Origin of the sequence: Streptosporangium album (genome assembly GCF_014203795.1) — a bacterium.
GTDB classification, from domain to species: Bacteria; Actinomycetota; Actinomycetes; order Streptosporangiales; family Streptosporangiaceae; genus Streptosporangium; species Streptosporangium album.
The window spans coordinates 627,427-650,816 of sequence record NZ_JACHJU010000002.1; the positions used below are offsets into that span (position 1 = coordinate 627,427).

A 23,390-nucleotide genomic window follows, 5' to 3' on the forward strand; every position below is an offset into this window, starting at 1 on the left:
GAGGTGGGCATGTCCCAATGATCCTGGCTCTCTTTTCTAAAGAGCAAGTAAAGTCTTCTTAATGTCAACGTAAGCTTAGCTTTATGGATATCGATCCTCGGCGGCTGCGGATACTGCACGAGGTGGCACGGCGCGGTGGCGTCATGCGCGCGGCCGAGGCGCTGCACCTGACCGCCTCGGCGGTCTCTCAGCAGCTCGCCCTCCTGGAGCGGGAGGTCGGCCTCGCCCTCGTCGACCGGTCGCAGCGCAGGGTGGCGCTCACCCCGGTCGGCCGGGTCCTCGCCGGATACGCCGAGCGGATCGAGGAGGAGCTGGCCGAGGCGAAACGGGAGCTGACCCGGTTCGCCGAGCTGCTGGCCGGGCCGGTGACGATCGCGGCGTTCCCCACGGCCATCCGGCACCTGCTGGTTCCCGCGCTGGGCACGCTGGCCGAACGCCACCCACAGATCAGGCCCCACATCCGGGAGCTGTACGGCCCGCCCGCACTGCAGGAGCTCCGTCTCGGTGGCATCGATCTGGCCATCACCGAGCAGGATGCCGACAAACCCGTCCCCGCGCGGTCCTCGACCGTCCTCCACCCCCTTCACGTGGACGAATATCGCATCGTGGCGCCGCCGAGCTGGACCCGGATCCCGCGTGAGGCCGCGGAGCTGGGCGGGGTGCCCTGGGTGGCGGGACCGGCCGACCAGGCCTGTGGGCACGCGCTGGACCGGCTGGCCACCCTGCACGGCTTCACCCCGCACCGGGCCCACGTGATCGAGGAGTTCCCGCCCGCCCTCGCTCTGGTCGCGGCGGGGCACGGGGTGGCGATCGTGCCGTCGCTGGCCCTGCTGGAGGTCCCGGCCGGCGAGGTCGTGGTCACCGGCATCACCGGGGTGGGCGCCCGGCGTCTGGACGCCGTCACCCGCGTCAGCCGCACCCGCTCGGGAGAGCCAGGCCCGGTTCAGGCCGTGGTCATCGCCGCGCTCAGGGAGGCCGCCGAGGGCCTCGCGGCGCGGCTCGGGGAGCACCGGGAAGGGGTCAGTCGGTGACCCGGGGGCCGCTGACCCGCTCCAGCAGCCTGGCCAGCCGGTCGCGCAGGCCCAGGCGCCGGTCCGTCTCGCCCGCCGCCATGCTGACCAGGTGCTGGGCCCCGTCGAAGGTGATCGGGGCCTGGCCGGTGATCGTCAGCGCGTCGTGGGCCAGGCCCTCCAGCCGGCGATCGCCGCCGTCCAGCGCCAGGATCGTGGCCCCGGTGCGCCGGGCGTCGTCCACCCGTTCCAGCAGGGAATCGGGGACCTGCTGTTCGGTCACCACGAACAGCGTCTCGCCCCGGCGGGCCCGTTCGAGCCGCTCCATCCCGACCCGCAGGTGCGCGGGCGCGTCCGCGGCGGGCGCCCAGCGGACCAGCGTCGGGGCGAGCTGGGGCAGCCCGGCCAGTCTGGCCTCGTCGCCGAGGTGCGCGGTCAGGTGCCAGGGCTCGTCCGCGGGGGAGCCCACCATCAGCAGACCTCCCGCGGACCGGGTCGCGCGCAGCGCGAGACCGAGCTCGCGGGTGCGTTCCACCCAGCCGGTGGAGTCGAGAACCTCGCGCAGGAGTGCCACCGACCGAGCGTCCATGCGCTCCATGGTGCCCCAGCCGCCCCTGAATGGTCCTGGGAACACGCGTCCTGGCATGATCTGATCCATGGCCTGCGGCCGGATGAGCCTGGCGCTGACAGGCCGGGAACGACAAGGAGCGACGAGTGAGCACTGACAGCCTGGATGTGAGCGGGATCTCGATCGGGATCCTGGGCGGCACCGGAGATCAGGGCAAGGGCCTGGCCAGGCGGTTCGCCCTGGCAGGACACACCGTCCTGATCGGTTCACGCAACGCCGGGCGCGCCCGGGAGGCGGCGGAGAGCATCGGGCCGTCCGCGCGTGGCGCCGAGAACGCGGCCGTGGCCGCCGAGGCCGACGTGGTGATCGTCGCCATCCCCTGGGAGGGGCACAGGTCCACCCTGGAGTCCCTGCGGGCCGAGCTGGCCGGCAAGATCGTCGTTGACTGCGTCAACCCGCTGGGCTTCGACAAGCAGGGCGCCTACGCGCTGGCCGTCGAGGAGGGCAGCGCCGCCCAGCAGGCCGCCGCGGTCCTTCCGGACAGCCGGGTGGTCGCCGCCTTCCACCACGTCTCGGCCGTCCTGCTGCTGGACCCCGAGGTCGCCGAGATCGCCTTGGACGTGCTGGTCCTGGGCGACGATCGCGAGGCCACCGAAACGGTTCAGGCGCTCGCGGGCCGGATCCCGGGTGCCCGCGGCATATACGGCGGCCGCCTGCGCAACGCCCACCAGGTCGAGGCGCTGACCGCGAACCTCATCTCGATCAACCGCCGTTACAAGGCCCACGCCGGGTTCCGCGTCACCGACGTCTAGCGTTCCGCTCCCGGTTCACCCACGTCCGCACGATCGCCGAGGCCGTCACCCCGAAGAGCCGCGGTCGATGACGGCTCCTCCGCTGAAGACGGCCCCTGGCCGCGGGCGTGGGAGCGTAGTCCCGCGTAGGCGGCCTCCAGGGTGCTGTGGACGAGGTCGGCGTCGCGGTAGGTCCTGGCCAGGAGCAGACCGCCCTGCAGGGTGGCGATCGTCATTCTGGCCAGCCGTACCGGATCGGCTTCCGCGGTGAGCTCGCCGCGATCCCGCATCGCCGTGAGGCCGGCGGCCAGGTGGCCGGTCCACCGGTCGAAGGCCTCCGCGAGTGCCTGCCGTACCTGCTCGTCGGTCCCGGCCAGCTCGGCGGCGAGCGCGCCGATGGGACAGGCCGCGATCACGTCGGGGGCATCGCTGAACTCCGAGGGGAGCTCGTCCAGCCAGCGGCGGATCCCGGGCCAGCTGTCCAGCTCGTCCAGGAAAGGCTTCTGACCCGCGAGGAAGCGGTCCAGCTGATACTCCAGGACGGCGGTGACGAGGTCAGCCTTCCCGGAGAAGTGGTGATAAAGCTGGCTCTTGCCGCAGCCTGACCTGACCAGGACGTCCTCGATGCTCGTGGCCCGGACACCGCCACTCCGAAACAGCTCGGCCGCCGCCACGACGATCTTCTCCCAGGTCCTGCGGCCCCGCTCGGTGGGTGGCTTGGTGAGGGTCATTCGAAGAGTGTACCGATCCGTACGTTTTGCGATCGACTGATGCCTCACGGCCGGAGATCGGCCGATGGCAAGTGATCCGTGAGGTTGAAAATGTACCAACCGGTCCGTACAGTCACCTCTCATATCAGGTCATCCCTTCGTAGGAGGCGTCATGGATCACCCCCCGGTGGCCGGAACCGGATCGCCCGCCGTGGACTGCTGTTCCGTGGTCGAGCTGCGGCAGTACACCCTTCAGCCCGGTGGACGGGAGGTGCTGATCGACCTGTTCGACCGGCACTTCCGCGAAGGTCTGGAGGCCGTGGGGATGCACGTCCTCGGGGAGTTCCGCGATCTGGACGACCCCGATCGCTTCGTCTGGATGCGGGGCTTCAGCGGAATGGAGTCCCGGGCCGCCGCCCTCAGGGCCTTCTACGAGGAGAGCCTCGTATGGAAGGCCCACCGGGACGAGGCCAACGCCACGATGGTCGACTCCGACGACGTCCTGCTCCTGCGCCCGGTCAACGCCCGGTCCGGCTTCCGCGCGACGGCGCACGGCCCCGCTCGCTCACTGGTGGTGGTGACGATCTACTACCTCGACGGGCCCGTGGACGAGGACTTCACGACGTTCTTCGCGTCCCGGATGACGCCACTCATGGCGAGCACGGGGGCCGAGCCCCTCGGATGCCTCGTGACCGAGCCGGCCGAGAACGCCTACCCCAAGCTGCCGGTGCGGACCGGTGAGAACGCCTTCGTCTGGTTCTCCTCCTTCGCCGGCCCCGAGGCGCATCGCGAGCACACCGACCTGCTGGCCGGGTCCGGCGAGTGGACGGGCCAGGTGGCGCCCGAGCTGATCAAACGTCTGAACGCCGAGCCGCAGCGGCTCCGGCTGGTCCCCACCGCGACATCGCGCCTGCGCTGAGCTCGATCCATCATGGCCCGGACGACCCGGTACGCCTAGATCCAGCCCACGTCCTCGGCGATCCGGACGGCGTCGATCTTGTTGCGGGCGCCGGTCTTGGTGATGGCGCTGGTGAGATAGTTGCGCACCGTCCCGGTGGACAGGTGCAGCCGTCCGGCGATCTCCTCCGCCGGGGCGCCCTTCGCGGCCTCCCGCAGCACGGTGGCCTCGCGGGGCGTCAGCGGGCTCGCCCCGTACTCGATGGCCGTGGCGACCAGCTCGGGATCCAGCACCCGCAGTCCCCGGGCGGTGCGCCGGATCGCGTCCGCCAGGTGGTCGCCGGGAGCGTCCTTGACCAGGAACGCCTGGATGCCCTCCGCCAGAGCCCGGCGCACCTGGCCCGGCTGGCCCATCGCGGTGAGGATCAGCACCCGGCAGTCCGGCAGCCGCTCCCGCAGCTCCACCGAGGCGGTGATGCCGTCGACACCGGGCAGGTCGATGTCCAGCACCGCCACGTCCGGCCGGGTCCGCAGGGCCGCGGGGACGATCTCGTCGCCGCGGACGACCTCGGCGACCAGCTCGATGTCGGACTCCAGCCGCAGCAGCGCGCCGAGCGCCGCCCTGATCATGTGCATGTCCTCGGCGAGCAGCACGCGGATCACGCCGGCACCTCCGTGACGAGCCGGAACCCGCCGCTCCCGGTCCGCTCCGCACTGACCGAGCCGCCCAGCCCGCCGACGCGCTCCCGCAGGCCGGTCAGGCCGTTGCCGTCCGCCGAGCCCTTACGGGCCCGGTCGTTGACCAGCTCCAGCCGTACGGTGCCCACCCCGACGGAGGTGCTGATCGAGCAGGTCGTCGCGTGGCTGTGCCGTACCACGTTGGTGGTCCCCTCGCGCACCGCCCAGGCCAGTGCCTCGTCGACCGGCCGGGAGACCCGGAGGTCGGCGAGATTGGTCTGGCAGCTCACCCCCGAGGCCTCCAGCAGCGCGACCGCCCGGTGCACCTCTTCGGCCAGCGACATCTCCCGGTAGCCACGCGCGACCTGCCGCACATCCTGGGCGGCGTCCCTGGCCACGTGGACCAGCTCGGCCAGCTCCGCCCGCGCCGCCTCGGGGTCGCGCTCGACCAGCCTGCGGGCGAGGTCGCCCTTGAGGGCGACGGCGGTCAGGCTGCTGCCCAGCCCGTCGTGCAGGTCGCGGGAGATCCGCAGCCGCTCCCGCAGCACCGCGGCCTCCGCGAGCTCCGTCCTGGCCTGCTCCAGCTCCCTGCTGACGACGACCAGCCGGACCGCCGCGTAGGTCACCCCGCCCGTCACCACGACCGTGATCAGGTTGTAGGCGGCCACCGTCAGGCTCCCGTACGGAGGGGGCAGGCTGATACCCAGCCAGAAGGAGAACGCGCCGATCGCGGCCGCGATGGGGACCGCGAACCTCGGTCGCAGCCTGACGAGCACCGCCCCCGACAGGATCGTCGGCATGGTCGTCGCCCAGTTGTAACCGAGGACGATCCACAGCGACGCCAGGTAGGGGATCGGCGCGTAGGTGGCCACCGCCTGGACGATCAGGGCGACCGGGACGCCGCGCTGCTCCCCGCCGCGCAGCGCCGCCCGTATCTGCAGGTGGTGCGGGACCAGGAAGGCGATCGAGGCGGCGGCCAGTATCGCGGTCTCCATCGGGGTCCTGGCGACGGTGAGCATGCTGGCGGTGAAACCGATCGAGATGGTGTAGACGATGCCCACGGTCAGACGCTGGGGGTTTGTCCGCATGTCAGTGAACTTATGACTTCCTGGTCTCCCAGCGAAACCAGCGCGTGAGCGCGAAGAGCCCGATCGCCGCCCAGACGGCCAGTTGCAGCGCCGGTACGGCCGCCGCCCGCAGGTCACCGGCGAGGGTGCCGTCCGCCGCGTAGGCCGTCCGGGCCATCTCGACGACGGGGCCGGTGGGCAGGAGGCCGAGCACCGTGCCGACCCAGCCGGGGAGTATCTCCAAGATCGGGCCCATGGCTCCCCCGCCGAAACCGGCCAGCAGGAAGAACGGCATGGCCATGACGGCCGCCAGCTCGGTGCGCGGGACGATCGCGGTGAACGCCGCGCCGAGCAGGCACAGGACGGCGGCTCCCGCGACCACGGCCACCAGGAACAGCGCCGGGTTCCGGGGGACGGCCAGGCTCGTCAGCACGTACAGCGCCACCGAGGTCACCAGGGCCAGCAGCGTGCTCTGCAGGACGAGATTGCCCATCTCCCCGCCGAGGATGGCGCGGTCGCTCAGCCCGGTCGTGCGCAGCCGCTTCAGGACGAGCTGGTCGCGGCGAGCGGTGAGGGTGGTCGCGATCTGGGTGAAGGTCGCGATGACCAGCACCGTCGCGAGGATCCCCAGGTGCTGGTCCAGCACCATCCGCGGGTTGCCGCCGGCGCCGAGCCTGTCCATCATGAGCGGCAGCCCGATGCCCAGGCCCAAAAACAGCGCCACGGACGTGGTCAGCGCGGTGCGGTCCCGCCAGAACAGGCGGCCGTTGAAGCGGGTCACCACCGCCAGATCGCGTGCCGACATGCTCACGCCACCTCCTTCTTCTCGCTCTTCTCGCCGGCGGCGAGGTCCAGGAACAGGTCTTCGAGCGTCGCCGTACGGACCTCCAGGCCGCGCAGGCGCAGGCCGCGCTCGCCCGCCCAGCTCAGCAGGGTCTGCGCGGCGAGGTCGGGATCGGCGACGCGGCAGACGGCGGTGCGGCCCTCCACCGTCGCGACGGGCACCGGCAGCTCCTCCGGGGTGACGGAGGCGGGCAGCTCGAAGGCGACCCGGCCGGTCTGGGCGGCCAGGGTCTCGGCCATGCCGCCGCTTGCGATGATCAGCCCACGGTCCATGATCGCCATGCTGGAGGCCAGCCGCTGGGCCTCCTCCAGGTAGTGCGTGGTGAGCAGGACCGTGGTGCCCTGCCCGGCGAGGCCCCGGATGACCTCCCAGGTGTTCTGGCGCGCTTCGGGGTCCATCCCGGTGGTGGGCTCGTCCAGGAAGAGCACGTCGGGCCGGCTCAGGGTCGCCAGGGCCAGATCCAGGCGGCGCCTCTCCCCGCCGGACAGCTGGCGCACCTTCGTGGCCGCCCTGGCTTCCAGCCCGACCAGCTCCAGGGCCTCGGCGCGGGGCCGGGGGGCGGCGACGAAGTCCCGCCAGGCGTCCACGGTCTGCGCCACGGTCAGGTCGGGGAAGAACCCCGCCTCCTGGAGCATGATCCCGGTGCGGGCCCGCACCTCGGCCCGGTCCCTGACCGGATCGAGGCCGAGCACGCGCACCGTTCCCTCATCCGGGGCCTGGAAGCCCGCCAGCACCTCCACCGTCGTGGTCTTCCCGGCGCCGTTCCGCCCGAGCAGGGCGAAGATCTCACCCTGGGGGACGCCGAACGATACTCCCTTGACGGCCGCGAAGTCTCCGTAGCTCTTCGCGAGCCCCGCCACCTGAATCGCTGTCATGTCCTCGATCCTGGAGAGCGGCCGCGTCCGGCGACAGTGAGAAATTCACGAGTGCGACCGGACGGCCCGCCGCGGGCCCCCGGGGGTCACGCGACGCGGACCTTCCGTGCGGTCGCCGTGAAACCGGCCGGAGGGATACCGCCTCACCTGGACTTTTCCGTGACCCGGCGATGACCGCTCCGCCCTCCGCCCTCCGCCCGCGCGGAGGCGGTGGCTAGACTCGGTTCTCATGCCCAGCGAGCCCAGTGAACTCCGTCCGGAGACCCGCACCGTCCACCTTCCCCAGCCGCAGCTCGACGGCAGCCGTCCCATCGCGGTGCCGCTGTACCAGACCTCGGGCTTCGTCTTCGACGACCCGGCCGTCTTCGCCGACGGGATGGGCCGTCCCGACGGTGCCTTCGTCTACGGGCGGCTGTCGAACCCCACCGTCCGCTCGCTGGAAGAGGCCGTCGCCGGATTGGAGGGCGGCGTGGGCGCCGTCGCCACCGGCTCGGGCATGGGAGCCATCAACTCGGTGCTGCTCGGCCTGCTCAAGCCCGGCGACCACCTGATCGCGCAGAAGCCGCTCTACGGCGGCACCGCAACGATGATCAACGATCTGGCCGGGCGGTTCCAGATCGCGGTCTCCTACGTGCCCGAGGACGACCCGGCGGCGCTGCGCGCGGCCGTACGGCCCCAGACCAGGCTGGTCTACCTGGAGACCATCGCCAACCCGGTCACCCAGGTCGCCGACCTGCCGGGGATGTGCGCGGCGGCCCGCGAGGCGGGGCTGGTCTCGGTGGTGGACAACACGTTCGCCTCGCCGATCCTGTGCCGCCCGCTGGAGCACGGCGCCGACGTCGTCGTCCACTCCACGACCAAGTATCTGAGCGGGCACACCGACGTGCTCGGCGGCATCGCGGTCTTCGCCTCCGATGAGCTCTACCGGAAGGTGTGGCACTTCGCGGTCGAGCTGGGGGCCACGGCCGACCCGTTCGCCGCCTGGCTCACCCTGCGGGGCATCCAGACCCTGCCGCTGCGGATGGAGCGTCACTGCTTCAACACCCGCGAGCTGGCGATCCGCCTGGACAATCACCCGGCGGTGTCGGCCGTGCACTGGCCGGGCCTGCCCTCGCACCCCTCGCACGAGCTGGCCACCAAGCTGCTGCCGGACTTCGGCGGGGTCTTCTCCTTCGACCTGGTCGGCGGGCGTGAGGCGGGGGAGCGGTTCATGAGCTCGGTACGGCTGGCGCTGCTGGCCCCGTCGCTCGGCGGTGTGGAGACGCTCATCCTGCATCCGGCGACCACCTCCCACCGCTCGCTGACAGCCGAGGAGCTCGCCCGGCACGGGATCGGTGAGGGGACGGTACGGGTCGCGGTCGGCATCGAGCATATTGAGGATCTATGGGCAGATTTCGCCCAGGCGCTTTCCTGATTTTTCGCGGAATGCGACTGTGTAGTCCGGAAAGTCGTTCTTTTCGGAAGGCGGAGCAATGCCGCTGAAGAGCTACGGGGTTCTCGCCGGACGGGCCGTGGGCAGCCGGCGCGAGGGCGGCGCCGGCACCCCGCACTACCAGATCCACCTCACCGACCAGGCGGGCACCGCCTATGGCCGCCGGCGCCACGCTCACGCTCGCCGTCGCGGCTCCGTTCGCGCTCGGCAACGGCGGGGGAGCGATCACCGTGCTCGACGCCGCCGGGCTCAAGGTCCACGGAGTCTCCTACACTACGGCGCAGGGCCGCCGGGAAGGCCGGACGGTCACCTTCTGAAAGGGGAGCGGACGTGAGCGTGTCGGTCGGGGACGTGCGCGAGGCCGCCGGACGGATCACCGGGTACGCCCGCCGTACTCCGGTGCTGGAGGTGTCGTCCGGGCTGGTGCTGAAGCTGGAGGGGCTGCAGCACTCCGGGTCGTTCAAGGCCCGGGGCGGCTTCAACCGCGCGCTGGCCGCGGGGGAGCTCGTCGAGGCGGGGGTGATCGCGGCGAGTGGCGGCAACCACGGCCTGGCGGTGGCGTACGTGGCGCGCACCCTCGGGGTCAGGGCGGAGATCTTCGTGCCGGAGGTCTCCAGCCCCGTCAAGGTCGCGGGACTGCGAGCCCTGGGCGCGCACGTGACCCAGACCGGTTCCATCTACGCCGAGGCGTACGAGGCGTCGGCCAAGCGGGCGGCCAAGACCGGCGCCCTGGTGATCCACGCCTACGACCAGGCCGAGGTGATCGCCGGGCAGGGCACCGTCGGGCTGGAGGTGCTGGAGCAGACCGGGGGAGTGGACACGATCCTGGTGGCGGTCGGCGGCGGCGGGCTCGTCGCCGGGATCACCGCCGCCGTCGACGGCCGGGCACACGTGGTCGCCGTCGAGCCCGAGCGGATCCCGACCCTGAACCGGGCACTGGAGGCCGGAGGCCCGGTGCGGGTCGAGGTCAGCGGGGTGGGAGCCGACGCCCTGGGCGCCAGCCAGATCGGCGCGATCGCCTACGACATCACCGCGGCCGCGGGGGTCCAGAGCGTCCTGGTCTCCGACGACGCCATCGTCGAGGCCCGGCAGGAGATGTGGCGGTCCTACCGGATCGCCGCCGAGCACGCGGGAGCCGCGGCCTTCGCCGCCCTGCGCTCGGGCGTCTACACCCCGGCACCGGGGGAGCGGGTGGCCGTGGTCGTCTGCGGCGCCAACACCGACCCGGCGACACTGGTCTGACCGGTTCCGCGCTCTGAGGGGTCACAGAGACCCGTCATGGAGCCTTCTCACCGCCTTCGGCGCGCCGCACGCCGAAGGCCTGCAGGAACGTGTGGACGGCGGCACGGGCCACGGCCCGCAGTTCGGCGTCGTCGACCTGGCGGGTGCCCATCTGGGAGCGTGCCTCCATCGGGCCGGTGAGCAGGGCCACGAACTGTTCGGCCGCCCGGGCCGGGTCGGTGGCCCGCAGGTGACCGGCGAGCGTGAGCCGGGCCAGCCGGTCGGCCAGGGCCTCGTTGAGGCGATGGGCTCCGTACTCCTTGACGAGGTCGAGCACATCGGGGAATCTCGTGATCTCCGCGTAGAGCAGTCGCCGCAGCGCGCACGAGCGGTCGTCGCAGTGGCAGCGGAGCAGGCGGTGGCCCACGTCCTCCAATGTCGCGCGCAGGTCCTCGCCGGGCTCGACAAGGGGCTCGAGCGCGGCCAGTCTCTCGTCCAGCGCGGTCTGTGCCGCGGCCGCCATCGCGTGCCGGAACATGGTGGCCTTGTCGGTCAGGTGGTTGTACACCGTGGGTTTGGCCACGCCCGCCTCGTCGGCGATCTCCTGCACGCACGCCTGGGAGTACCCCTCGCGGGCGAACACGGTGAACGCGGCACCCAGGATCGCCTGCCGCTTGTCGATGCGCCCGCGCGAGGCGGTCATGGTCCGAGCTCCGGTCATACGCTCGATTGTACTGTTTGGTTCAAATCGATGGACGATGAGGTTGCACGAGAACCAAATGGATAACTAAATTGAACTCATGAGTTCAACAGCTCCAGATGATCGCCTGGATTCGCCCCTGTTGCGGTTGATCGCCGTGATCCTGCTCGGAGGACTGCTGGGCATCCTCAACAGCACGATGGTGGCTGTCGCCACCGACACCCTGGCCAGAGCCTTCAGCACCTCGTTGAGCACGATCGGCTGGACCTCCACCGGCTTCCTGCTGGCCGTCACCGCCGCCATCCCCTTCACCACCTGGGCCGTCGACCGGTTCGGCGGCAAACGGCTCTGGCTGTCCGGCCTCGCCCTGTTCCTGGCCGGCTCGTTCGCCTGTGGACTGGCCTGGGACGTCGGCAGCCTGATCGTCTTCCGCGTCGTCCAGGGCGTCGGCGCCGGCATCCTCGACCCGCTCGTCCTGATCCTGCTGGCCCGCGCCGCCGGCCCTCGTCGCGCCGGACGCGTGATGGGCCTGATGGGCCTGGTCCTCTCCCTCGGCCCGGTCCTCGGGCCCATCGTGGGCGGCGCCGTCCTCCATGCCCTGCCATGGCGGTGGATGTTCCTGCTCAGCATGCTCGTCGGCGTCGTCGCACTCCTGCTCGCCCTGCGGGTGGTGCCCGCCGACCCGCCACCGGAGCAGCAGCATCACGTCCGGCTCGACGTCATCGGCCTGGCCCTGATCGGCCCGGGCTTCGCCGCTCTCGTCCTGGCCCTGTCACAGGCGGCCGAGCATGCCGCGTTCACCACCTGGCAGGTACTCATCCCGCTTGCCGCCGGCGCCGCGCTGCTGATCGGCTACACGGTCCACGCGTCCCACATCCGGCGCACACCGCCCCTGATCGACCTGCGGCTGTTCGCCAACCGGGGGTTCACGGCGAGCGTCACCATCATGGCCCTCGTCGGCCTGGCGACCTTCTCCGCCCTGTTCGCGCTGCCGCTGTACTACCAGCAGATGCATGGGCACGACGTGCTCGCCGCCGGACTGCTGATGGTACCGGTGGGCCTCGGTGGCGCCATCGCCATGCCACTGGCCGGACGGCTGTCGGACCGGCTCGGCTCCCGCGGCCTGACCAGCGGTGGCGCGACCGTGGCCCTCCTCAGCGGGCTGGCCTTCACCCGCATCGGCGCGGAGACCCCTGAGCTGTGGCCCGTGCTGGCCTCCCTCACCATGGGACTGGGACTGGGCTTCGTCGGCGCGCCCACGATGGGGTCGCTGTACCGGACGCTTCCCGCCCCGCTGGTGGCGCAGGGCAGCTCTGTGCTCTACATGCTCAACCAACTCGGCGCCGCGATCGGCATCGCCGTCGTCACCCTCATCCTGCAGACCGCCGCCGACGCCATGGCCGGCTTCCACGGCATCTACTGGTTCGCCGTCGCCATGACCGTGGTCATCCTGGCCGCCATCCCGCTCCTGCCCGGCCGGCCTCAGCCGCCGGCCGTACCGGAAGAGCCCGCCATGTCCGGGAGGAAAACCCGTTGGGTGTAGCTCGCCTGCAGGGAGCCTCTGAGCTGGTGGTTTACGGGTTGGGGGCTGGCGGGGTTGTCTCGTGTCTTCTACCGTTTCGGTAGGGAGTGCGAGAGGTGGCCGTGATGGGCTCGTTTCTGGAGGAGCTGGCGCGGCGGGAGGCCGCGGCTCGCCGTGCTGTGGAGCAGACCCGGGAAGAGATCGCTGGGCTGGAGCATCGGCTGGAGGCCGAGGAGGAGCAGCTGTCTCGGGTGGTGATCGCTCGGGAGGTGGCGGAGGAGATCCTGGGCGAGACGGCTCGGCTGGTGGGAGCGGAGCTCGAGCCCGCACGGGTGAGGCCGGACGGCTCACCGATCGGGGTGACCACGGTGCGCGAGTGGGAACCGGGGATGGAGGTCTCGATGTTGCCGCGAGCGTATCGGGACGTGATGGAGGTGATCACGGACGCGGGCCATGGGGTGCGGGCCAAGCAGATCGCGCTGGCGTTGGGGCTCGGGGACAGTGCCGCGAAGGTGGAGGGGCTGCGGGGGAAGCTGCGGCGGCTGGTGGCTCGTGGGTGGCTGACGCAGGACTCTCCGGGGATATTCGCGCTGGTCGAACGGCGTGAACCGGTAGGCGGGGCGGGCTCTTCTTCTTTAGATTCGGGAGTGCGAAGTCCTACGAATCCTCCGGAAGGAGAGCCCGCGCATGGCAGGTTACGACACGGCTGCGAGTGCTGACTCCTTTGCAGGCTCCACGAGTTTCTTCAACGCCCTCGTCGCTGATCTGGCGGCGGACGAAGCGGCGGGATTGACTCACGCGCAGCTCGAGGAACTGATCGACGAGCGCGGCAGGGTACTGCTGCGGCAGATGCTGCAGGACCATCTCGACCTGCGTGCGGTCCGTGAGGAGCGGGCCTGCCGGCGGCCGGTGGCGGTGGTCGGTCCGGACGGGCCGGTTCCGCACCCGGCTCGCCTCGGGCGAGAAGAACGGACGCAAGCGCATGGCGACTCTGGCCTGTGTCTACGACACCGAGCCCGCTCCGCGCCGACCGCACGACATCATCGCCCCGCCCGGCGGCAGCCGCAGCGCCGACCGCACACCCAGGCCCGGGCCTCGGGCGATGGGGAAATGGTTGACCGGCTCAGTCGCCGAGGGCGCCCAGCATGTCATCGCCGCGGCGTTCGATCAGGCCGAAGCCCGCGATCCCGGACACCGAAGAACCTGGGTGGTACTGGTCGACGGCGCCCGCCACCAGCTCGACCTGATCCAAGCCGAAGCCGCCCGCCGGAGTATCGCCATCAACATCATCGTGGACCTCGTCCATGTCCTTGAGTATTTGTGGGGAGCTGCGTGGTGCCTGCACCGCAAAGACGACCCCGCCGCCGAGTCCTGGGTCGCCGTCCATGCCCTGGCCCTCCTTGGCGGACAGGTCGCCCGCACTATCACCACGATCACCAGCCAAGCCGCCGACCTGACTGGCACAAGACGCCACGGAATCGACACCTGCCTCGAATACCTCACCGCCAAAGCCGCCTACCTGCACTACGACCAGGCACTCGAGGCGGGCTGGCCCATCGCCACCGGCGTGATCGAGGGTGCATGCCGTCATCTCGTCGCCGACAGGCTCGACATAGCCGGGTCCCGATGGGGCCTGCCCGGCGCCGAAGCCGTCCTCACCCTCCGCGCCGTCCAGACGAACGGGGACCTAGAACCCTACCTGCGCTACCACAGCCACCAAGAACACAAACGCACCTACCAGGCCGAATACGACCTCACAGCCTGACCTCTCACTGGGCGTGCCGTTGTGATGAACGCTTTCCAGTTGGAAAGCATGGCCGCATGCACAGGCGACGGTGGTGTCCTCGATGCGGTCAGGGATGGGTCAAGCCCTACCGAGTACGGGGCGGCGAGATCAGCTTCCTCCTCTGCGAGGAATGCGACGCCACCTGGACGCCTGAACAGCAACCCGAGCGCGGCACCTTTCGCGATCTCAGCAACCGACTGAACGAAGCCTTCGGGACCACCGGTCAGAACATCAATTGGTGGGCGCGAATAGAAGAACCGCCAGAGCAAACCTGATCCAGGGCGCGCCTCTCCTCTCCCTGCGGACGAGCAACACCCTAGCGAGAATGCGGTCAGCTCTGTCCCCTGCCTCTCCATGCATACCCCGGCGACTTCCGTTCCAATGACCCGGGTGAATTCCAATCCTCCTATTCCAAAAATACGCGGGGAAGAACGTTCGGCCTGCTGAACCGGCAGGCCGAAAGGACCGCCCGCACGGGGTAGCCGTCTGGGTACTCGGCCGCTCCCGGCGGCCCCAGGACGGGCCCCGGGAGCGGCCGCACCGGCGCTGGCGCCCACCCCCTTCCTGCTTCCGGTGCAGCGCACGACGCGGTACACGGGGCGGGACAGGGCGCGGAGCAGAGGCAGAACACGGGGTGGGGCACGGAATTCACGCGAAGTCAAACAACAGGATCAGAAATTGACAGAGCGCTTGGCGGCATGCCCACGGGAGCGCACTAAATCGCCGGCCCGCTCACATCTTCAAGAATTGACAGAACACTTGGCGGCATGCCCTCGGGGGCGCCGGAAAATCGCCGACCGTTACCGGCCGCCCGGGAATTGACACACGCCCGATGATTGCCTACGGTCCGCTCGTCAGCTTTTCCAGACCGCATCCGAAGGTATTCATGACTACATCCACGTTGCCGAAGTCCAGGCAGCAGTTGATTCTTGCCGTTCTCATGGTGTGTTCACTGCTGATCTGGCTGGACAACACCGTCCTGAGTACCACCCTGGAGACCCTCGCGGACCCGGTCCGTGGGCTGAACGCCAGCCCGGCCGAGCTGCAGTGGGCCACCGGCTCGTACACGCTGGCCTTCGCCACCTTGATGTTCACCGCAGGTGCGCTGGGCGACCGCTTCGGCCACCGGGCCGTGCTCGCGACGGGCCTGGTGGTCTTCGCCGCGTCCTCGGGGTGGGCAGCGTACGCGGGGGACGCGGGGCAGCTCATCGCCGCGCGGGCGGCGATGGGCGTCGGCAGCGCGCTGATCATGCCGTCCAACCTGGCCATCCTCATATGGACGTTCACCGGCCCGGCGCGGTCGACCGCGATCGCCATCTCCTCGACCTCCGCCGGTGTCGGCATGGCCGTGGGCCCGGTGCTCGCCGGTGTGCTGCTCGACCACTTCTGGTGGGGCTCGGTCTTCCTGGTCAACGTCCCGGTCGTGGTCCTCGCACTGATCGGCATCGCCCTGCTGGTCCCGAACTTCCGCAGCCCCGTAGTGCGACCGCTGGACCCGGCCGGGATGCTGCTGTCCATCACCGGCCTCGCGGCGCTCGCCTACGGACTGATCCGCGCGGGTCAGGCGGCGGCCTGGGGCCGTACGGACGTCTGGGCGCCGATCGTCGGCGGGCTGATCCTGCTGGCCGTGTTCGTCCGCGTCGAACTGCGCAGCAAGATGCCGAGCTTTGATCCCCGGCTCCTCGCCCAGCGCGCGTTCGGCGGCGGCAACGTGGCGCTCGGCCTGCTCCTGTTCGCCGTGTCCGCGGTCACCTTCTACAACGCGTTCTACCTGCAGGGCGCGCGCGGCTACTCGCCGATCGAGGCGGGCCTGGCCAGCCTCCCGACCGCGCTCGGCGCGATCTTCGGCGCGCCCGTCGGCGCCCGCCTGGTGCACCGCTGGTCGCTGCGGCTCGTCGCCGTGCCGGCGCTGATCGTCGCGGCGCTGACCATGGGCGCGTACGGGCTCTTCGGACTGGACACGCCCCTCGTCTGGATCGAGGTCGTGCTGCTGGTCCAGGGCCTGTCCATCGGCATGGTGCTCGGCCCGGTGACCGCGGCGCTGATCAGCACGCTGCCGCTGGAGCGGGCCGGTGCCGGGTCGGCCGTCACCAACACCGTGCGCCAGACCGGCAGTGTGATCGGTATCGCCGTCGGCGGCACGATCATGTCGATCGTGTACCGACGCGCGATCGAGCCGTCGCTGGACGGTGTCCCCGGACCGGTACGGGAGCAGGCGCGGGTCTCCGCCGAACAGGCGCGGCACGTCGCCACCACGTCCCACCTGCCCGCGCTCGGGCACGCCGCCGACGACGCGTACGTCCACGCCATGCATGTCGGCGCGGTCTGGATCATGTTCATCGCGTTCGTCGGCGCGGCCGTGCTGCTGGTCGCCCTGCGCTCGGTCCGCAAGCCCGCGGCTGCCGGGGGCGAGCCGGAGACCGCGCGGGACGGCAGCCCGACCGCGGACGAGACGGCCCCCCGGGCTGGGGCCGAGGACCTGACCGCCCGCGAGGGCGACGACGTGGGCACCCGCTGACGCCATGGGAACCAGGCAGAAACTCCCCGAGGCGCGGTCGGACAGTCAGGCCACGTACCTGCCCGACCGGCACATGTTCGCCCTGTGGACCTGGGCCGACGGCGCCGTGGGGGCAGCCCCGCCGGTCGGTGACGTCGAGACCGTCCCCCTGGTCGTCCCGACGCCGGACCTCGGCAGGCTCAAGGTGTCCGACGTCGACTGCGTGCTGATCGAGCCGGACCGGCTCGTGGCCGTGCCCCTCGACTCGCCGGGCCGGTCGGTGGACGTCTGGCGGTCGTGGATCGCGGGCGGCGAGTCGGCTCTGCCGATCGCCGCGCACGCGGTCCCCGACGCCACGGGTGTCGCCGTCACGACGGCGGAACACGCGAGCGGCGTCTTCCGCCGCACCACCTCGGTGGGGGCCGAGATGCGCACGGCGCTCACCGCCAAGCTGCGCCCGTATCAGGTGCGCGGGGTGAGCTGGCTGCGCGAGACCATCGAGACGCACGGCGGCGCGGTGCTGGCCGACGAGATGGGACTCGGCAAGACCCTGCAGACCATCGGCTGTGTCGCCGGACGGGCCGAGAAGGGGCCGCAACTGGTGGTCTGTCCCACGTCGTTGGTGGGGAACTGGGCGCACGAGATCGCGCGGTTCGCACCTGACCTGCGGGCCACGATCTGGCGCGGCGGGCCGCTGCCCGCGGTGGACAACGGCACGGTGGTGCTCACCGGCTACCCCACGCTGCGCACGCACAGCCCGGCCCTGGCGGGGATCCAGTGGAGCACCGCGGTCTTCGACGAGGCGCAGGTCCTGAAGAACCCCCGTACGCAGGTGTCGAAGGCCGCGCGCACCATCGCGGCCGACGCGCGGATCGCCCTGACCGGGACGCCCGTCGAGAATCACCTCGACGAGCTGTGGGCCCTGCTCAATCTGGTCGCACCGCACCTGTTCGGGAACCGGGCGCAGTTCCGCCATCGTTTCGTGCGGCCGATCGCGGACGGCTCCCCGGCCGCTTCCGCCCGGCTGCGCGGGGCCATCGAGCCGGTCGTGCTGATGCGGAAGAAGTCCCAAGTCGCGGGGTCGCTCCCGCCGAAGATCCACGCCGATCTCATCTGCGACCTCACCGAGGAGCAGGAGAGGCTGTACGACCGGCTGCTGGAGCAGGTCATCGACGACGGCTTCGGCAGTGGCGCCCAACGGCAGACCAAGGTGCTCGCGGTCCTGACCTCGCTCAAGCAGGTCTGCAACCATCCGGGCCTGATCACGGACGACCTCGGTGAGCTGTCGGGCAGGTCGGGAAAGCTCGACCTGTGCACCGACATCGTAGCCAACAACCTGGAGAACGACTCTCCGACCCTCGTCTTCACCCAGTACCGGCAGACCGGTGAGCTGCTGGTCCGGCACTTCGCCGAACAGTTCGGGGTGAGTACGCCTTTCTTCCACGGCGGCCTGAACCAGGAGCAACGGGCCGACATCGTCCGCCGGTTCCAGTCCGACGACGGTCCGAAGGTGCTCGTCCTCAGCCTGAAGGCCGGGGGCACCGGGCTCACGCTCACGCGCGCCGCCGACGTCATCCACTTCGACCGATGGTGGAACCCGGCCGTGGAGGCCCAGGCATCCGACCGGGTCCACCGGATCGGTCAGACCCGCACGGTCACCGTCACCACCCTGACCACCGGGACCACCGTCGAGGAGCACATCGCGGCCATGCACAACCGCAAGTCCGCGCTGTCGGACACCGCCGACATTTCCAGCGTCGCCGAGCTGACCCGCCTGGACGACGACCCTCTCATCGAGATCCTGCGCCGGAAGCGAGTCAACTGACCATGGCCGACCACGACTACGGTTACACGAAGTGGGGCAAGGACTGGGTCCGGTTCGCCGAGTCGTTGCGCCAGACCCGTCCCGATCCCCAGCTGCCGAGCGCGCGGCGCATGGCACGCGACGGGAAGGTGCAGATCACGTTCGACGGCCGGACCGTGCGCGCCGTCGTGCACCGAGGTCGCGGCACCTCGGTGGTCACGATCGAGGTCGCGCCGATGTCCGCGGGGGCGACGGCCGAGATCTCCCGTCAGCTGAGCGGCATCCAGCCCCTGCTCACCGACGATCTGTACCGCGCGATCGCTGACGCGGGCCATCCGCCCGCGCCGGTCCTCGACAGCGTCGACTGCTCCTGCCCGGCCGCCACCCCGCGGTGCGTCCATGAGCTGGCCGTCTACTACGACATGGCGCGGCGCATCGACGACGATCCCCGCATCGCTCTCGACGTGCAGGGCTTCTTCCTCGCTTCGGCGGGCGGCGGCCAAGCGCCCGCCGAAGCGACGGCGCAGCGCTGGATCGCACTCAACTCCCTTGATCCGGCCGTCTACTTCACGGTGGCCGAGTGACCCGGCCGGCCTGAGAAGGAGCGGTGCGTGCCCACCCGGAGGGCACGCACCCTCACCACCCGCTGAGCCCGCGGATGCCCCCGCATCCTCCGGCCGTGACGGCCCCGCTCGCCCGCTCCGCCCGCGCCGTGGCGTCGATCGGAAGTCCTTCGAGAAAGGGACATGATCTCGCCGTAGACCGGCCTGTTGCAGGTGGCAGAAATGGTCTCCATGTACACGTGACCTGAGCTGGCCGTGTGTCAACGGGGAAGGAAGCGTGTCATGCCCGCACCTGCCTCGGACGAGGCGACACCGTCGTCATCGTCGGCCGCGACACCGAGAAGGCCGAGACCGTCCCCGGCGCCCGCTTCATCCGGGCGGATCTGAGCCTCGTGAGCGAGAACAGGCGGGTCATCGAGCAGATCGGACGGGTCCGGGTCCGCACCGGCCTGTAGCCCCTGCGCCACCGCTCCGGCGCGGCCTGGACTCCCAGAGGCGCCGGGGCGGCGGTCGGTGACGCGTCAGCGGCAGCCGTACTCAGGGGTGGGTCAGCGGTAGCTGTGCTCGGGGGCCGGGAAGGCTCCGGCGGTCACCTCGTCGGCGAAGGCACGGACGGCTCGGTCCATCTCCCCGGCCAGGTCGGAGTACTTCTTGACGAACTTGGCGGGGTGGGCGGTCAGGCCCATCAGGTCCTGCCAGACCAGGACCTGCGCGTCGGTGGCCGGGCCCGCGCCGATGCCGATGGTGGGGATCGACAGGGACGTGGTGACCCGTTCCGCGAGGTCGGTGGGGACGCACTCCAGGACCACGGAGAAGGCCCCGGCGTACTCCAGGTCCTTGGCGTCCGACATCAGCTCGTCCCCGGACTGGCCGCGTCCCTGCACCCGGTAGCCGCCGAAGGCGTTGACCGACTGGGGGGTCAGGCCGAGGTGGGCCATGACGGGGATGCCGGCCGAGACCAGCGCCTCGACCTGGGGGAGCACGCGCCGGCCGCCCTCCAGCTTGACCGCGTGGGCGCCGGCCTCCTTCATGAAGCGGGCGGCCGTCTCCAGCGCCTGCTGCGGTGAGGACTGGTAGGAGCCGAACGGCAGGTCGGCGACCACCAGCGCACGCGACGAGCCGCGGACCACGGCGGCCGTCAGCGGCATGAGGTCGTCCACCGAGACCGGCAGCGTCGAGTCGTAGCCGTACACGACCATGGCGGCCGAGTCGCCGACGAGCAGCACGGGGATGCCTGCCTCGTCGAAGACCCTGGCGGTCATCGCGTCGTACGCGGTGACCATCGGCCACTTCTCCCCCCGCTCCTTGGCGGCGGCGATGTCGCGGACGGTGATCCTTCGTCCTGCCTGGCCGCCGTAGAGAGCAGTCGGCCGGCTGGTGACGGAAGAGGACATGAGAACCCTCCAGAAGAGTCTCGAGGCGCCCCAGTGGCGTCCCCGGACGTTTCCGATGATTGCACGCGTGCGACGGGTTAAACACCCCCGGCCCCACCGGTAATCCAGTGGCGGAACTGTCGGTGCCATACGCCACAATGCATGCGGAGGTAAGCAATCACAATGGCTATAGAACCTTACCGTCGCCTGCTCACCCTTCCGGGTGTGCGGACGTTGCTGCTGGTGGGCCTGCTGGCCCGGATCCCGTCCACGGCGATGGGCATCACGCTGACGCTGCACATCCGCAGCCTCGGTCTGGGCTGGCTGGCGGCAGGGGCGGTCGGCACGGCCACCACGGTGGGGATGGCGGTCGGATCGCCGCTGGCCGGGCGGCTCGTCGACAGGCACGGTCTCCGTCCGGTGCTGCTGGTGACCACCGTCGCACAGCTCGCCTTCTGGTCTTCGGCCTGGGCGCTGCCGTACCCCGTGCTGCTGGTCGCCGCGGTGGTCGCCGGGCTGCTGGCCCTGCCGGTGTTCAGCGTGATCAGGCAGTGCCTGACCGCCCTGGTCCCGGTGGAGCAGCGCAGGATCGGTTTCTCCCTCGACTCGATAATGGTCGAGCTGTCCTACATGGCCGGGCCCGCCCTCGGTGTGCTCGGGATCACCCTGCTGGGCAGCGCGTGGACGATGTGCATCGTCGCGGCCGGTCTGACCTGTTCCGGGGTGGCGCTGATCCTGCTGAACCCGCCGACCCGCTCGGCCGAGGAGCTGGAGGCGCCGGCGGAGAAGATCCTGAGGCGGCAGTGGCTCACCCCGGGACTTCTCACCCTGCTCGGCACCGCCGCCGCGGCCACCTTCGTGCTGACCGCGACCGAACTCTCACTGGTGGCGACGATGGAGCACGCCGGTGACACCGAGTGGACCGGTCTGGCCATCGGGGTCTGGTGCGTCTACTCGCTGATCGGCGGCTTCGTGTACGGCGGACTGCCGAGGGGCTTCTCGCCGCTGGTCCTGATCGGTGCGATGGGCCTGCTCACCATCCCGGTGGGACTGGTGGGCGGCGACTGGCGGTGGGTGATCGTGGCGCTCATCCCGTCGGGGGTGCTGTGCGCCCCCGGGCTGTCCTCCACGGTCGAGGCCCTCAGCCGCTGGGTCCCGGCGGGGGCCCGGGGAGAGGCGATGGGTCTGCACGGTACGGCGCTGCTCATCGGCGGCGCCTCCTCCGCGCCGATCGCCGGAGCGGTCATCGACGGTGTCGGTCCCCGCTGGGCCTTCGCCGTCGCGGGGCTGGTCAGCGTGGTGATGGTGCTGGTCGCACTGCCGTTCTGGCGGCGGATCCCCGCACCGGCGGAGCAGCCGGCGGCGGCCGTCGCCTGACGTCCCATGTGAACGGCACGTAAATACGAAACGAAACAGTTGCGTATCGAAAAATGGAGCGCTACGGTTTCTTTGCGAAACTTTGCCGTATCGAAAACGGGGACCCATGGAACAGCAGCTTGGCCATCCGAGGCGGTGGCAGATCCTGGGAGTGCTGGTATTCAGCCTCCTTGCCGTCGTGCTCGACAACACCATCCTCAACGTCGCGCTGAAGACGATCGCCGATCCGGTCGAGGGCCTGGGCGCCACCCAGAGCCAGATGGAATGGGCGATCAACTCCTACACGCTCGTCTTCGCCGGGCTGCTGTTCACCTTCGGGGTCATCGGTGACCGGACCGGCCGCAAGCGCATGCTCCTCATCGGCATGGTGCTCTTCGGCCTCGCCTCGCTGGCCAGCGCCTATTCCCAGGATCCCGGGCAGCTCATCGTGGCCCGCGCGTTCATGGGGGTCGGCGGCGCCGCGATCATGCCGGCCACGCTGGCGATCATCTCCAACGTCTTCCCGCCGCAGGAGCGCGGCAAGGCGATCGGTGTCTGGGCCGGGGGCGTCGGCATCGCCGTGGCGATCGGCCCGATCACCGGCGGCCTGCTCATCGAGCACTTCTGGTGGGGCTCGGTCTTCCTGATCAACCTGCCGATCGTGCTGATCAGCATGGTGCTCATCACGATGGTCGTGCCCGAGTCGCGTGACCCCAAGCCGTCCAGGCTCGACCCGGTCGGCGTGCTCCTGTCCATCGTGGGTCTCGTCGCCATCACCTACGGCATCATCCGGGGTGGGGAGCTGGCCACCGTCGCCAGCGCCGAGGTGCTGACTCCGGCCCTCCTGGGCGTGGCCGTGCTGATCGGCTTCGTCTGGTACGAGCGCCGCATCGACCATCCGGCCTTCGACGTCACCTACTTCCGCGACGCCCGCTTCGCCACCGCGGTCGGCATGATCGGCATCGTGTTCTTCGCGATGATGGGGGCGATGTTCTTCCTGGTCTTCTACCTGCAGATCGTGCTGGGCTTCAGCCCGTTGCAGGCGGGCGCGCTGATGATCCCCTTCGCCGCCGCCCAGATCATCTTCGCCCCGCTCAGCCAGCAGATGACCAGGCGCTTCGGCGGCAAGCTGGCCGCCACCGTGAGCATGGTCATCGTCGCCGCCGCGCTGGGCAGCTACGCGCTGATGGACCAGAACACCTCCGTCCTGGTGATCGAGATCGTCTTCTTCGTCCAGGGCGCGGCGATGGCCAACATCATGCCGCCGGCGACCACCGCGATCATGGAGTCGCTGCCCCGGGAGAAGGCAGGCGTCGGCTCGGCCATGAGCAACACCGTCCGCCAGATCGCCGGCGCCCTCGGCGTCGCCCTGCTGGGCTCGCTGCTCTCGGCGACCTACCGTGACGAGATCGCCCCCGCGCTGACCGGCCTGCCCGACCAGCTCAGGCACATCGCGGGTGAGTCCCTGACCGGCACGCTCAACGTGGCCGGCGGTCTCGGTGAGCGTGGTGCGGCACTGATCGCGCCCGCCAAGCAGGCCTTCGTCGACGGCATGCACATCACCGCCCTGGTCTCGGCGGTGATCGCTCTGCTCGGAGCCCTGGTGGCGCTCAGGTGGCTGCCCGGCAAGCAGGTTCCGGCCGCTCCCGCCGAACGTGCGGATCACGACAAGGAACCGGCAGTAGTGTAGACACGC

23 protein-coding genes are annotated in these 23,390 nt (G+C 70.5%); 15 read left to right on the forward strand and 8 right to left on the reverse strand.

The window, feature by feature from the left end; genetic code table 11:
• The first annotated feature begins 83 nt into the window (after positions 1 to 83).
• Positions 84 to 1,031: a LysR family transcriptional regulator gene (locus tag FHR32_RS26635; RefSeq protein WP_184757283.1), complete on the forward strand. Its 948-nt coding sequence runs from the start codon at positions 84 to 86 to the stop codon at positions 1,029 to 1,031.
• Here FHR32_RS26635 and FHR32_RS26640 read toward each other — a convergent pair.
• Positions 1,021 to 1,599, reverse strand: a complete 579-nt coding sequence (locus FHR32_RS26640) for a hypothetical protein (protein WP_184757284.1) — start codon at positions 1,597 to 1,599, stop codon at positions 1,021 to 1,023. The two genes, FHR32_RS26635 and FHR32_RS26640, sit on opposite strands and share 11 nt — an antisense overlap.
• A 125-nt stretch (positions 1,600 to 1,724) precedes the next feature.
• Between FHR32_RS26640 and npdG the strand changes: the two genes are divergently transcribed.
• The gene (gene npdG, locus FHR32_RS26645; protein WP_184757285.1) at positions 1,725 to 2,390 is read left to right on the forward strand and encodes an NADPH-dependent F420 reductase; all 666 of its coding nucleotides are present in this window, start codon (positions 1,725 to 1,727) and stop codon (positions 2,388 to 2,390) included.
• Here the strand turns inward: npdG and FHR32_RS26650 are convergent.
• On the reverse strand, positions 2,387 to 3,100 hold the full coding sequence (locus FHR32_RS26650; protein ID WP_184757286.1) for a TetR/AcrR family transcriptional regulator: 714 nt from the start codon (positions 3,098 to 3,100) through the stop codon (positions 2,387 to 2,389). The genes npdG and FHR32_RS26650 overlap by 4 nt on opposite strands.
• A gap of 151 nt (positions 3,101 to 3,251) precedes the next feature.
• Between FHR32_RS26650 and FHR32_RS26655 the strand changes: the two genes are divergently transcribed.
• Positions 3,252 to 3,998, forward strand: a complete 747-nt coding sequence (locus FHR32_RS26655; RefSeq protein ID WP_184757287.1) for an NIPSNAP family protein — start codon at positions 3,252 to 3,254, stop codon at positions 3,996 to 3,998.
• A 35-nt stretch (positions 3,999 to 4,033) separates the two neighbouring features.
• Here FHR32_RS26655 and FHR32_RS26660 read toward each other — a convergent pair whose 3' ends face one another.
• The 4 genes from FHR32_RS26660 to FHR32_RS26675 are packed head-to-tail and all read right to left on the reverse strand — an operon-like array spanning position 4,034 to position 7,440.
• Complete coding sequence (locus FHR32_RS26660) at positions 4,034 to 4,639, reverse strand: response regulator transcription factor (protein WP_184757288.1); 606 nt, start codon at positions 4,637 to 4,639, stop codon at positions 4,034 to 4,036.
• Positions 4,636 to 5,742 (reverse strand): sensor histidine kinase, encoded by a 1,107-nt coding sequence (locus FHR32_RS46145; RefSeq protein ID WP_184757289.1) that lies wholly within the window; start codon positions 5,740 to 5,742, stop codon positions 4,636 to 4,638. The genes FHR32_RS26660 and FHR32_RS46145 overlap by 4 nt, the downstream gene beginning before the upstream one ends.
• A gap of 10 nt (positions 5,743 to 5,752) precedes the next feature.
• Positions 5,753 to 6,526, reverse strand: a complete 774-nt coding sequence (locus FHR32_RS26670; protein ID WP_246467707.1) for an ABC transporter permease — start codon at positions 6,524 to 6,526, stop codon at positions 5,753 to 5,755.
• Positions 6,527 to 6,528: 2 nt separating this feature from the next.
• Entirely contained in the window at positions 6,529 to 7,440 is a 912-nt protein-coding gene (locus FHR32_RS26675) for an ABC transporter ATP-binding protein (RefSeq protein WP_184757291.1), read from the reverse strand.
• A gap of 229 nt (positions 7,441 to 7,669) precedes the next feature.
• Between FHR32_RS26675 and FHR32_RS26680 the strand changes: the two genes are divergently transcribed.
• From FHR32_RS26680 to FHR32_RS26690, 3 genes are all read left to right on the forward strand, one after another.
• A complete protein-coding gene (locus FHR32_RS26680; protein WP_184757292.1) occupies positions 7,670 to 8,854 on the forward strand; it encodes a trans-sulfuration enzyme family protein in 1,185 nt (394 codons plus the stop codon).
• Between the two features lie 173 nt (positions 8,855 to 9,027).
• Entirely contained in the window at positions 9,028 to 9,189 is a 162-nt protein-coding gene (locus tag FHR32_RS26685; RefSeq protein ID WP_221466223.1) for a hypothetical protein, read from the forward strand.
• A gap of 13 nt (positions 9,190 to 9,202) precedes the next feature.
• On the forward strand, positions 9,203 to 10,114 hold the full coding sequence (locus tag FHR32_RS26690) for a threonine/serine dehydratase (protein WP_184757293.1): 912 nt from the start codon (positions 9,203 to 9,205) through the stop codon (positions 10,112 to 10,114).
• A gap of 34 nt (positions 10,115 to 10,148) precedes the next feature.
• On the opposite strand, the gene FHR32_RS26695 is transcribed toward FHR32_RS26690, so the two are convergent.
• The gene (locus FHR32_RS26695; protein ID WP_246467438.1) at positions 10,149 to 10,814 is read right to left on the reverse strand and encodes a TetR/AcrR family transcriptional regulator; all 666 of its coding nucleotides are present in this window, start codon (positions 10,812 to 10,814) and stop codon (positions 10,149 to 10,151) included.
• 79 nt (positions 10,815 to 10,893) lie between these two features.
• Between FHR32_RS26695 and FHR32_RS26700 the strand changes: the two genes are divergently transcribed.
• From FHR32_RS26700 to FHR32_RS26730, 7 genes are all read left to right on the forward strand, one after another.
• A complete protein-coding gene (locus tag FHR32_RS26700; protein ID WP_184757294.1) occupies positions 10,894 to 12,336 on the forward strand; it encodes a DHA2 family efflux MFS transporter permease subunit in 1,443 nt (480 codons plus the stop codon).
• A 104-nt stretch (positions 12,337 to 12,440) separates the two neighbouring features.
• Positions 12,441 to 13,034: a hypothetical protein gene (locus FHR32_RS26705; RefSeq protein WP_184757295.1), complete on the forward strand. Its 594-nt coding sequence runs from the start codon at positions 12,441 to 12,443 to the stop codon at positions 13,032 to 13,034.
• Positions 13,035 to 13,198: 164 nt separating this feature from the next.
• Positions 13,199 to 14,080 carry an ISKra4 family transposase gene (locus tag FHR32_RS26710; protein ID WP_446696839.1) on the forward strand — a complete coding sequence of 294 codons (882 nt, stop codon included), beginning with the start codon at positions 13,199 to 13,201 and terminating at the stop codon, positions 14,078 to 14,080.
• 907 nt (positions 14,081 to 14,987) lie between these two features.
• Positions 14,988 to 16,619, forward strand: coding sequence for an MFS transporter (locus tag FHR32_RS26715; RefSeq protein WP_184757296.1), 1,632 nt, complete (start codon positions 14,988 to 14,990; stop codon positions 16,617 to 16,619).
• A gap of 4 nt (positions 16,620 to 16,623) precedes the next feature.
• The gene (locus FHR32_RS26720) at positions 16,624 to 18,423 is read left to right on the forward strand and encodes a DEAD/DEAH box helicase (protein WP_246467439.1); all 1,800 of its coding nucleotides are present in this window, start codon (positions 16,624 to 16,626) and stop codon (positions 18,421 to 18,423) included.
• Between the two features lie 2 nt (positions 18,424 to 18,425).
• Positions 18,426 to 18,986, forward strand: coding sequence for a hypothetical protein (locus tag FHR32_RS26725; RefSeq protein ID WP_184757297.1), 561 nt, complete (start codon positions 18,426 to 18,428; stop codon positions 18,984 to 18,986).
• 236 nt (positions 18,987 to 19,222) lie between these two features.
• Positions 19,223 to 19,420, forward strand: a complete 198-nt coding sequence (locus FHR32_RS26730) for a hypothetical protein (RefSeq protein ID WP_184757298.1) — start codon at positions 19,223 to 19,225, stop codon at positions 19,418 to 19,420.
• Positions 19,421 to 19,513: 93 nt separating this feature from the next.
• Here the strand turns inward: FHR32_RS26730 and panB are convergent, their stop codons facing one another.
• Positions 19,514 to 20,359, reverse strand: a complete 846-nt coding sequence (gene panB, locus FHR32_RS26735; RefSeq protein WP_184757299.1) for a 3-methyl-2-oxobutanoate hydroxymethyltransferase — start codon at positions 20,357 to 20,359, stop codon at positions 19,514 to 19,516.
• A gap of 162 nt (positions 20,360 to 20,521) precedes the next feature.
• Between panB and FHR32_RS26740 the strand changes: the two genes are divergently transcribed.
• Together FHR32_RS26740 and FHR32_RS26745 are read left to right on the forward strand one after the other, a co-directional pair.
• Positions 20,522 to 21,715: an MFS transporter gene (locus FHR32_RS26740; protein ID WP_184757300.1), complete on the forward strand. Its 1,194-nt coding sequence runs from the start codon at positions 20,522 to 20,524 to the stop codon at positions 21,713 to 21,715.
• Positions 21,716 to 21,821: 106 nt separating this feature from the next.
• Positions 21,822 to 23,384 (forward strand): MFS transporter, encoded by a 1,563-nt coding sequence (locus FHR32_RS26745; RefSeq protein ID WP_184757301.1) that lies wholly within the window; start codon positions 21,822 to 21,824, stop codon positions 23,382 to 23,384.
• Positions 23,385 to 23,390 lie beyond the last annotated feature (6 nt).

What these genes read in the sequence shown, in the direction of transcription:
- FHR32_RS26635 (WP_184757283.1), top strand. Translation starts at nt 84, where the DNA reads ATGGATATCGATCCTCGGCGGCTGCGGATACTGCACGAGGTGGCACGG.
- FHR32_RS26640 (WP_184757284.1), bottom strand. Translation starts at nt 1,599, where the DNA reads ATGGACGCTCGGTCGGTGGCACTCCTGCGCGAGGTTCTCGACTCCACC.
- FHR32_RS26650 (WP_184757286.1), bottom strand. Translation starts at nt 3,100, where the DNA reads ATGACCCTCACCAAGCCACCCACCGAGCGGGGCCGCAGGACCTGGGAG.
- FHR32_RS26655 (WP_184757287.1), top strand. Translation starts at nt 3,252, where the DNA reads ATGGATCACCCCCCGGTGGCCGGAACCGGATCGCCCGCCGTGGACTGC.
- FHR32_RS46145 (WP_184757289.1), bottom strand. Translation starts at nt 5,742, where the DNA reads ATGCGGACAAACCCCCAGCGTCTGACCGTGGGCATCGTCTACACCATC.
- FHR32_RS26670 (WP_246467707.1), bottom strand. Translation starts at nt 6,526, where the DNA reads ATGTCGGCACGCGATCTGGCGGTGGTGACCCGCTTCAACGGCCGCCTG.
- FHR32_RS26675 (WP_184757291.1), bottom strand. Translation starts at nt 7,440, where the DNA reads ATGACAGCGATTCAGGTGGCGGGGCTCGCGAAGAGCTACGGAGACTTC.
- FHR32_RS26680 (WP_184757292.1), top strand. Translation starts at nt 7,670, where the DNA reads ATGCCCAGCGAGCCCAGTGAACTCCGTCCGGAGACCCGCACCGTCCAC.
- FHR32_RS26685 (WP_221466223.1), top strand. Translation starts at nt 9,028, where the DNA reads ATGGCCGCCGGCGCCACGCTCACGCTCGCCGTCGCGGCTCCGTTCGCG.
- FHR32_RS26695 (WP_246467438.1), bottom strand. Translation starts at nt 10,814, where the DNA reads ATGACCGGAGCTCGGACCATGACCGCCTCGCGCGGGCGCATCGACAAG.
- FHR32_RS26700 (WP_184757294.1), top strand. Translation starts at nt 10,894, where the DNA reads ATGAGTTCAACAGCTCCAGATGATCGCCTGGATTCGCCCCTGTTGCGG.
- FHR32_RS26705 (WP_184757295.1), top strand. Translation starts at nt 12,441, where the DNA reads ATGGGCTCGTTTCTGGAGGAGCTGGCGCGGCGGGAGGCCGCGGCTCGC.
- FHR32_RS26715 (WP_184757296.1), top strand. Translation starts at nt 14,988, where the DNA reads ATGACTACATCCACGTTGCCGAAGTCCAGGCAGCAGTTGATTCTTGCC.
- FHR32_RS26720 (WP_246467439.1), top strand. Translation starts at nt 16,624, where the DNA reads ATGGGAACCAGGCAGAAACTCCCCGAGGCGCGGTCGGACAGTCAGGCC.
- FHR32_RS26725 (WP_184757297.1), top strand. Translation starts at nt 18,426, where the DNA reads ATGGCCGACCACGACTACGGTTACACGAAGTGGGGCAAGGACTGGGTC.
- panB (WP_184757299.1), bottom strand. Translation starts at nt 20,359, where the DNA reads ATGTCCTCTTCCGTCACCAGCCGGCCGACTGCTCTCTACGGCGGCCAG.
- FHR32_RS26740 (WP_184757300.1), top strand. Translation starts at nt 20,522, where the DNA reads ATGGCTATAGAACCTTACCGTCGCCTGCTCACCCTTCCGGGTGTGCGG.
- FHR32_RS26745 (WP_184757301.1), top strand. Translation starts at nt 21,822, where the DNA reads ATGGAACAGCAGCTTGGCCATCCGAGGCGGTGGCAGATCCTGGGAGTG.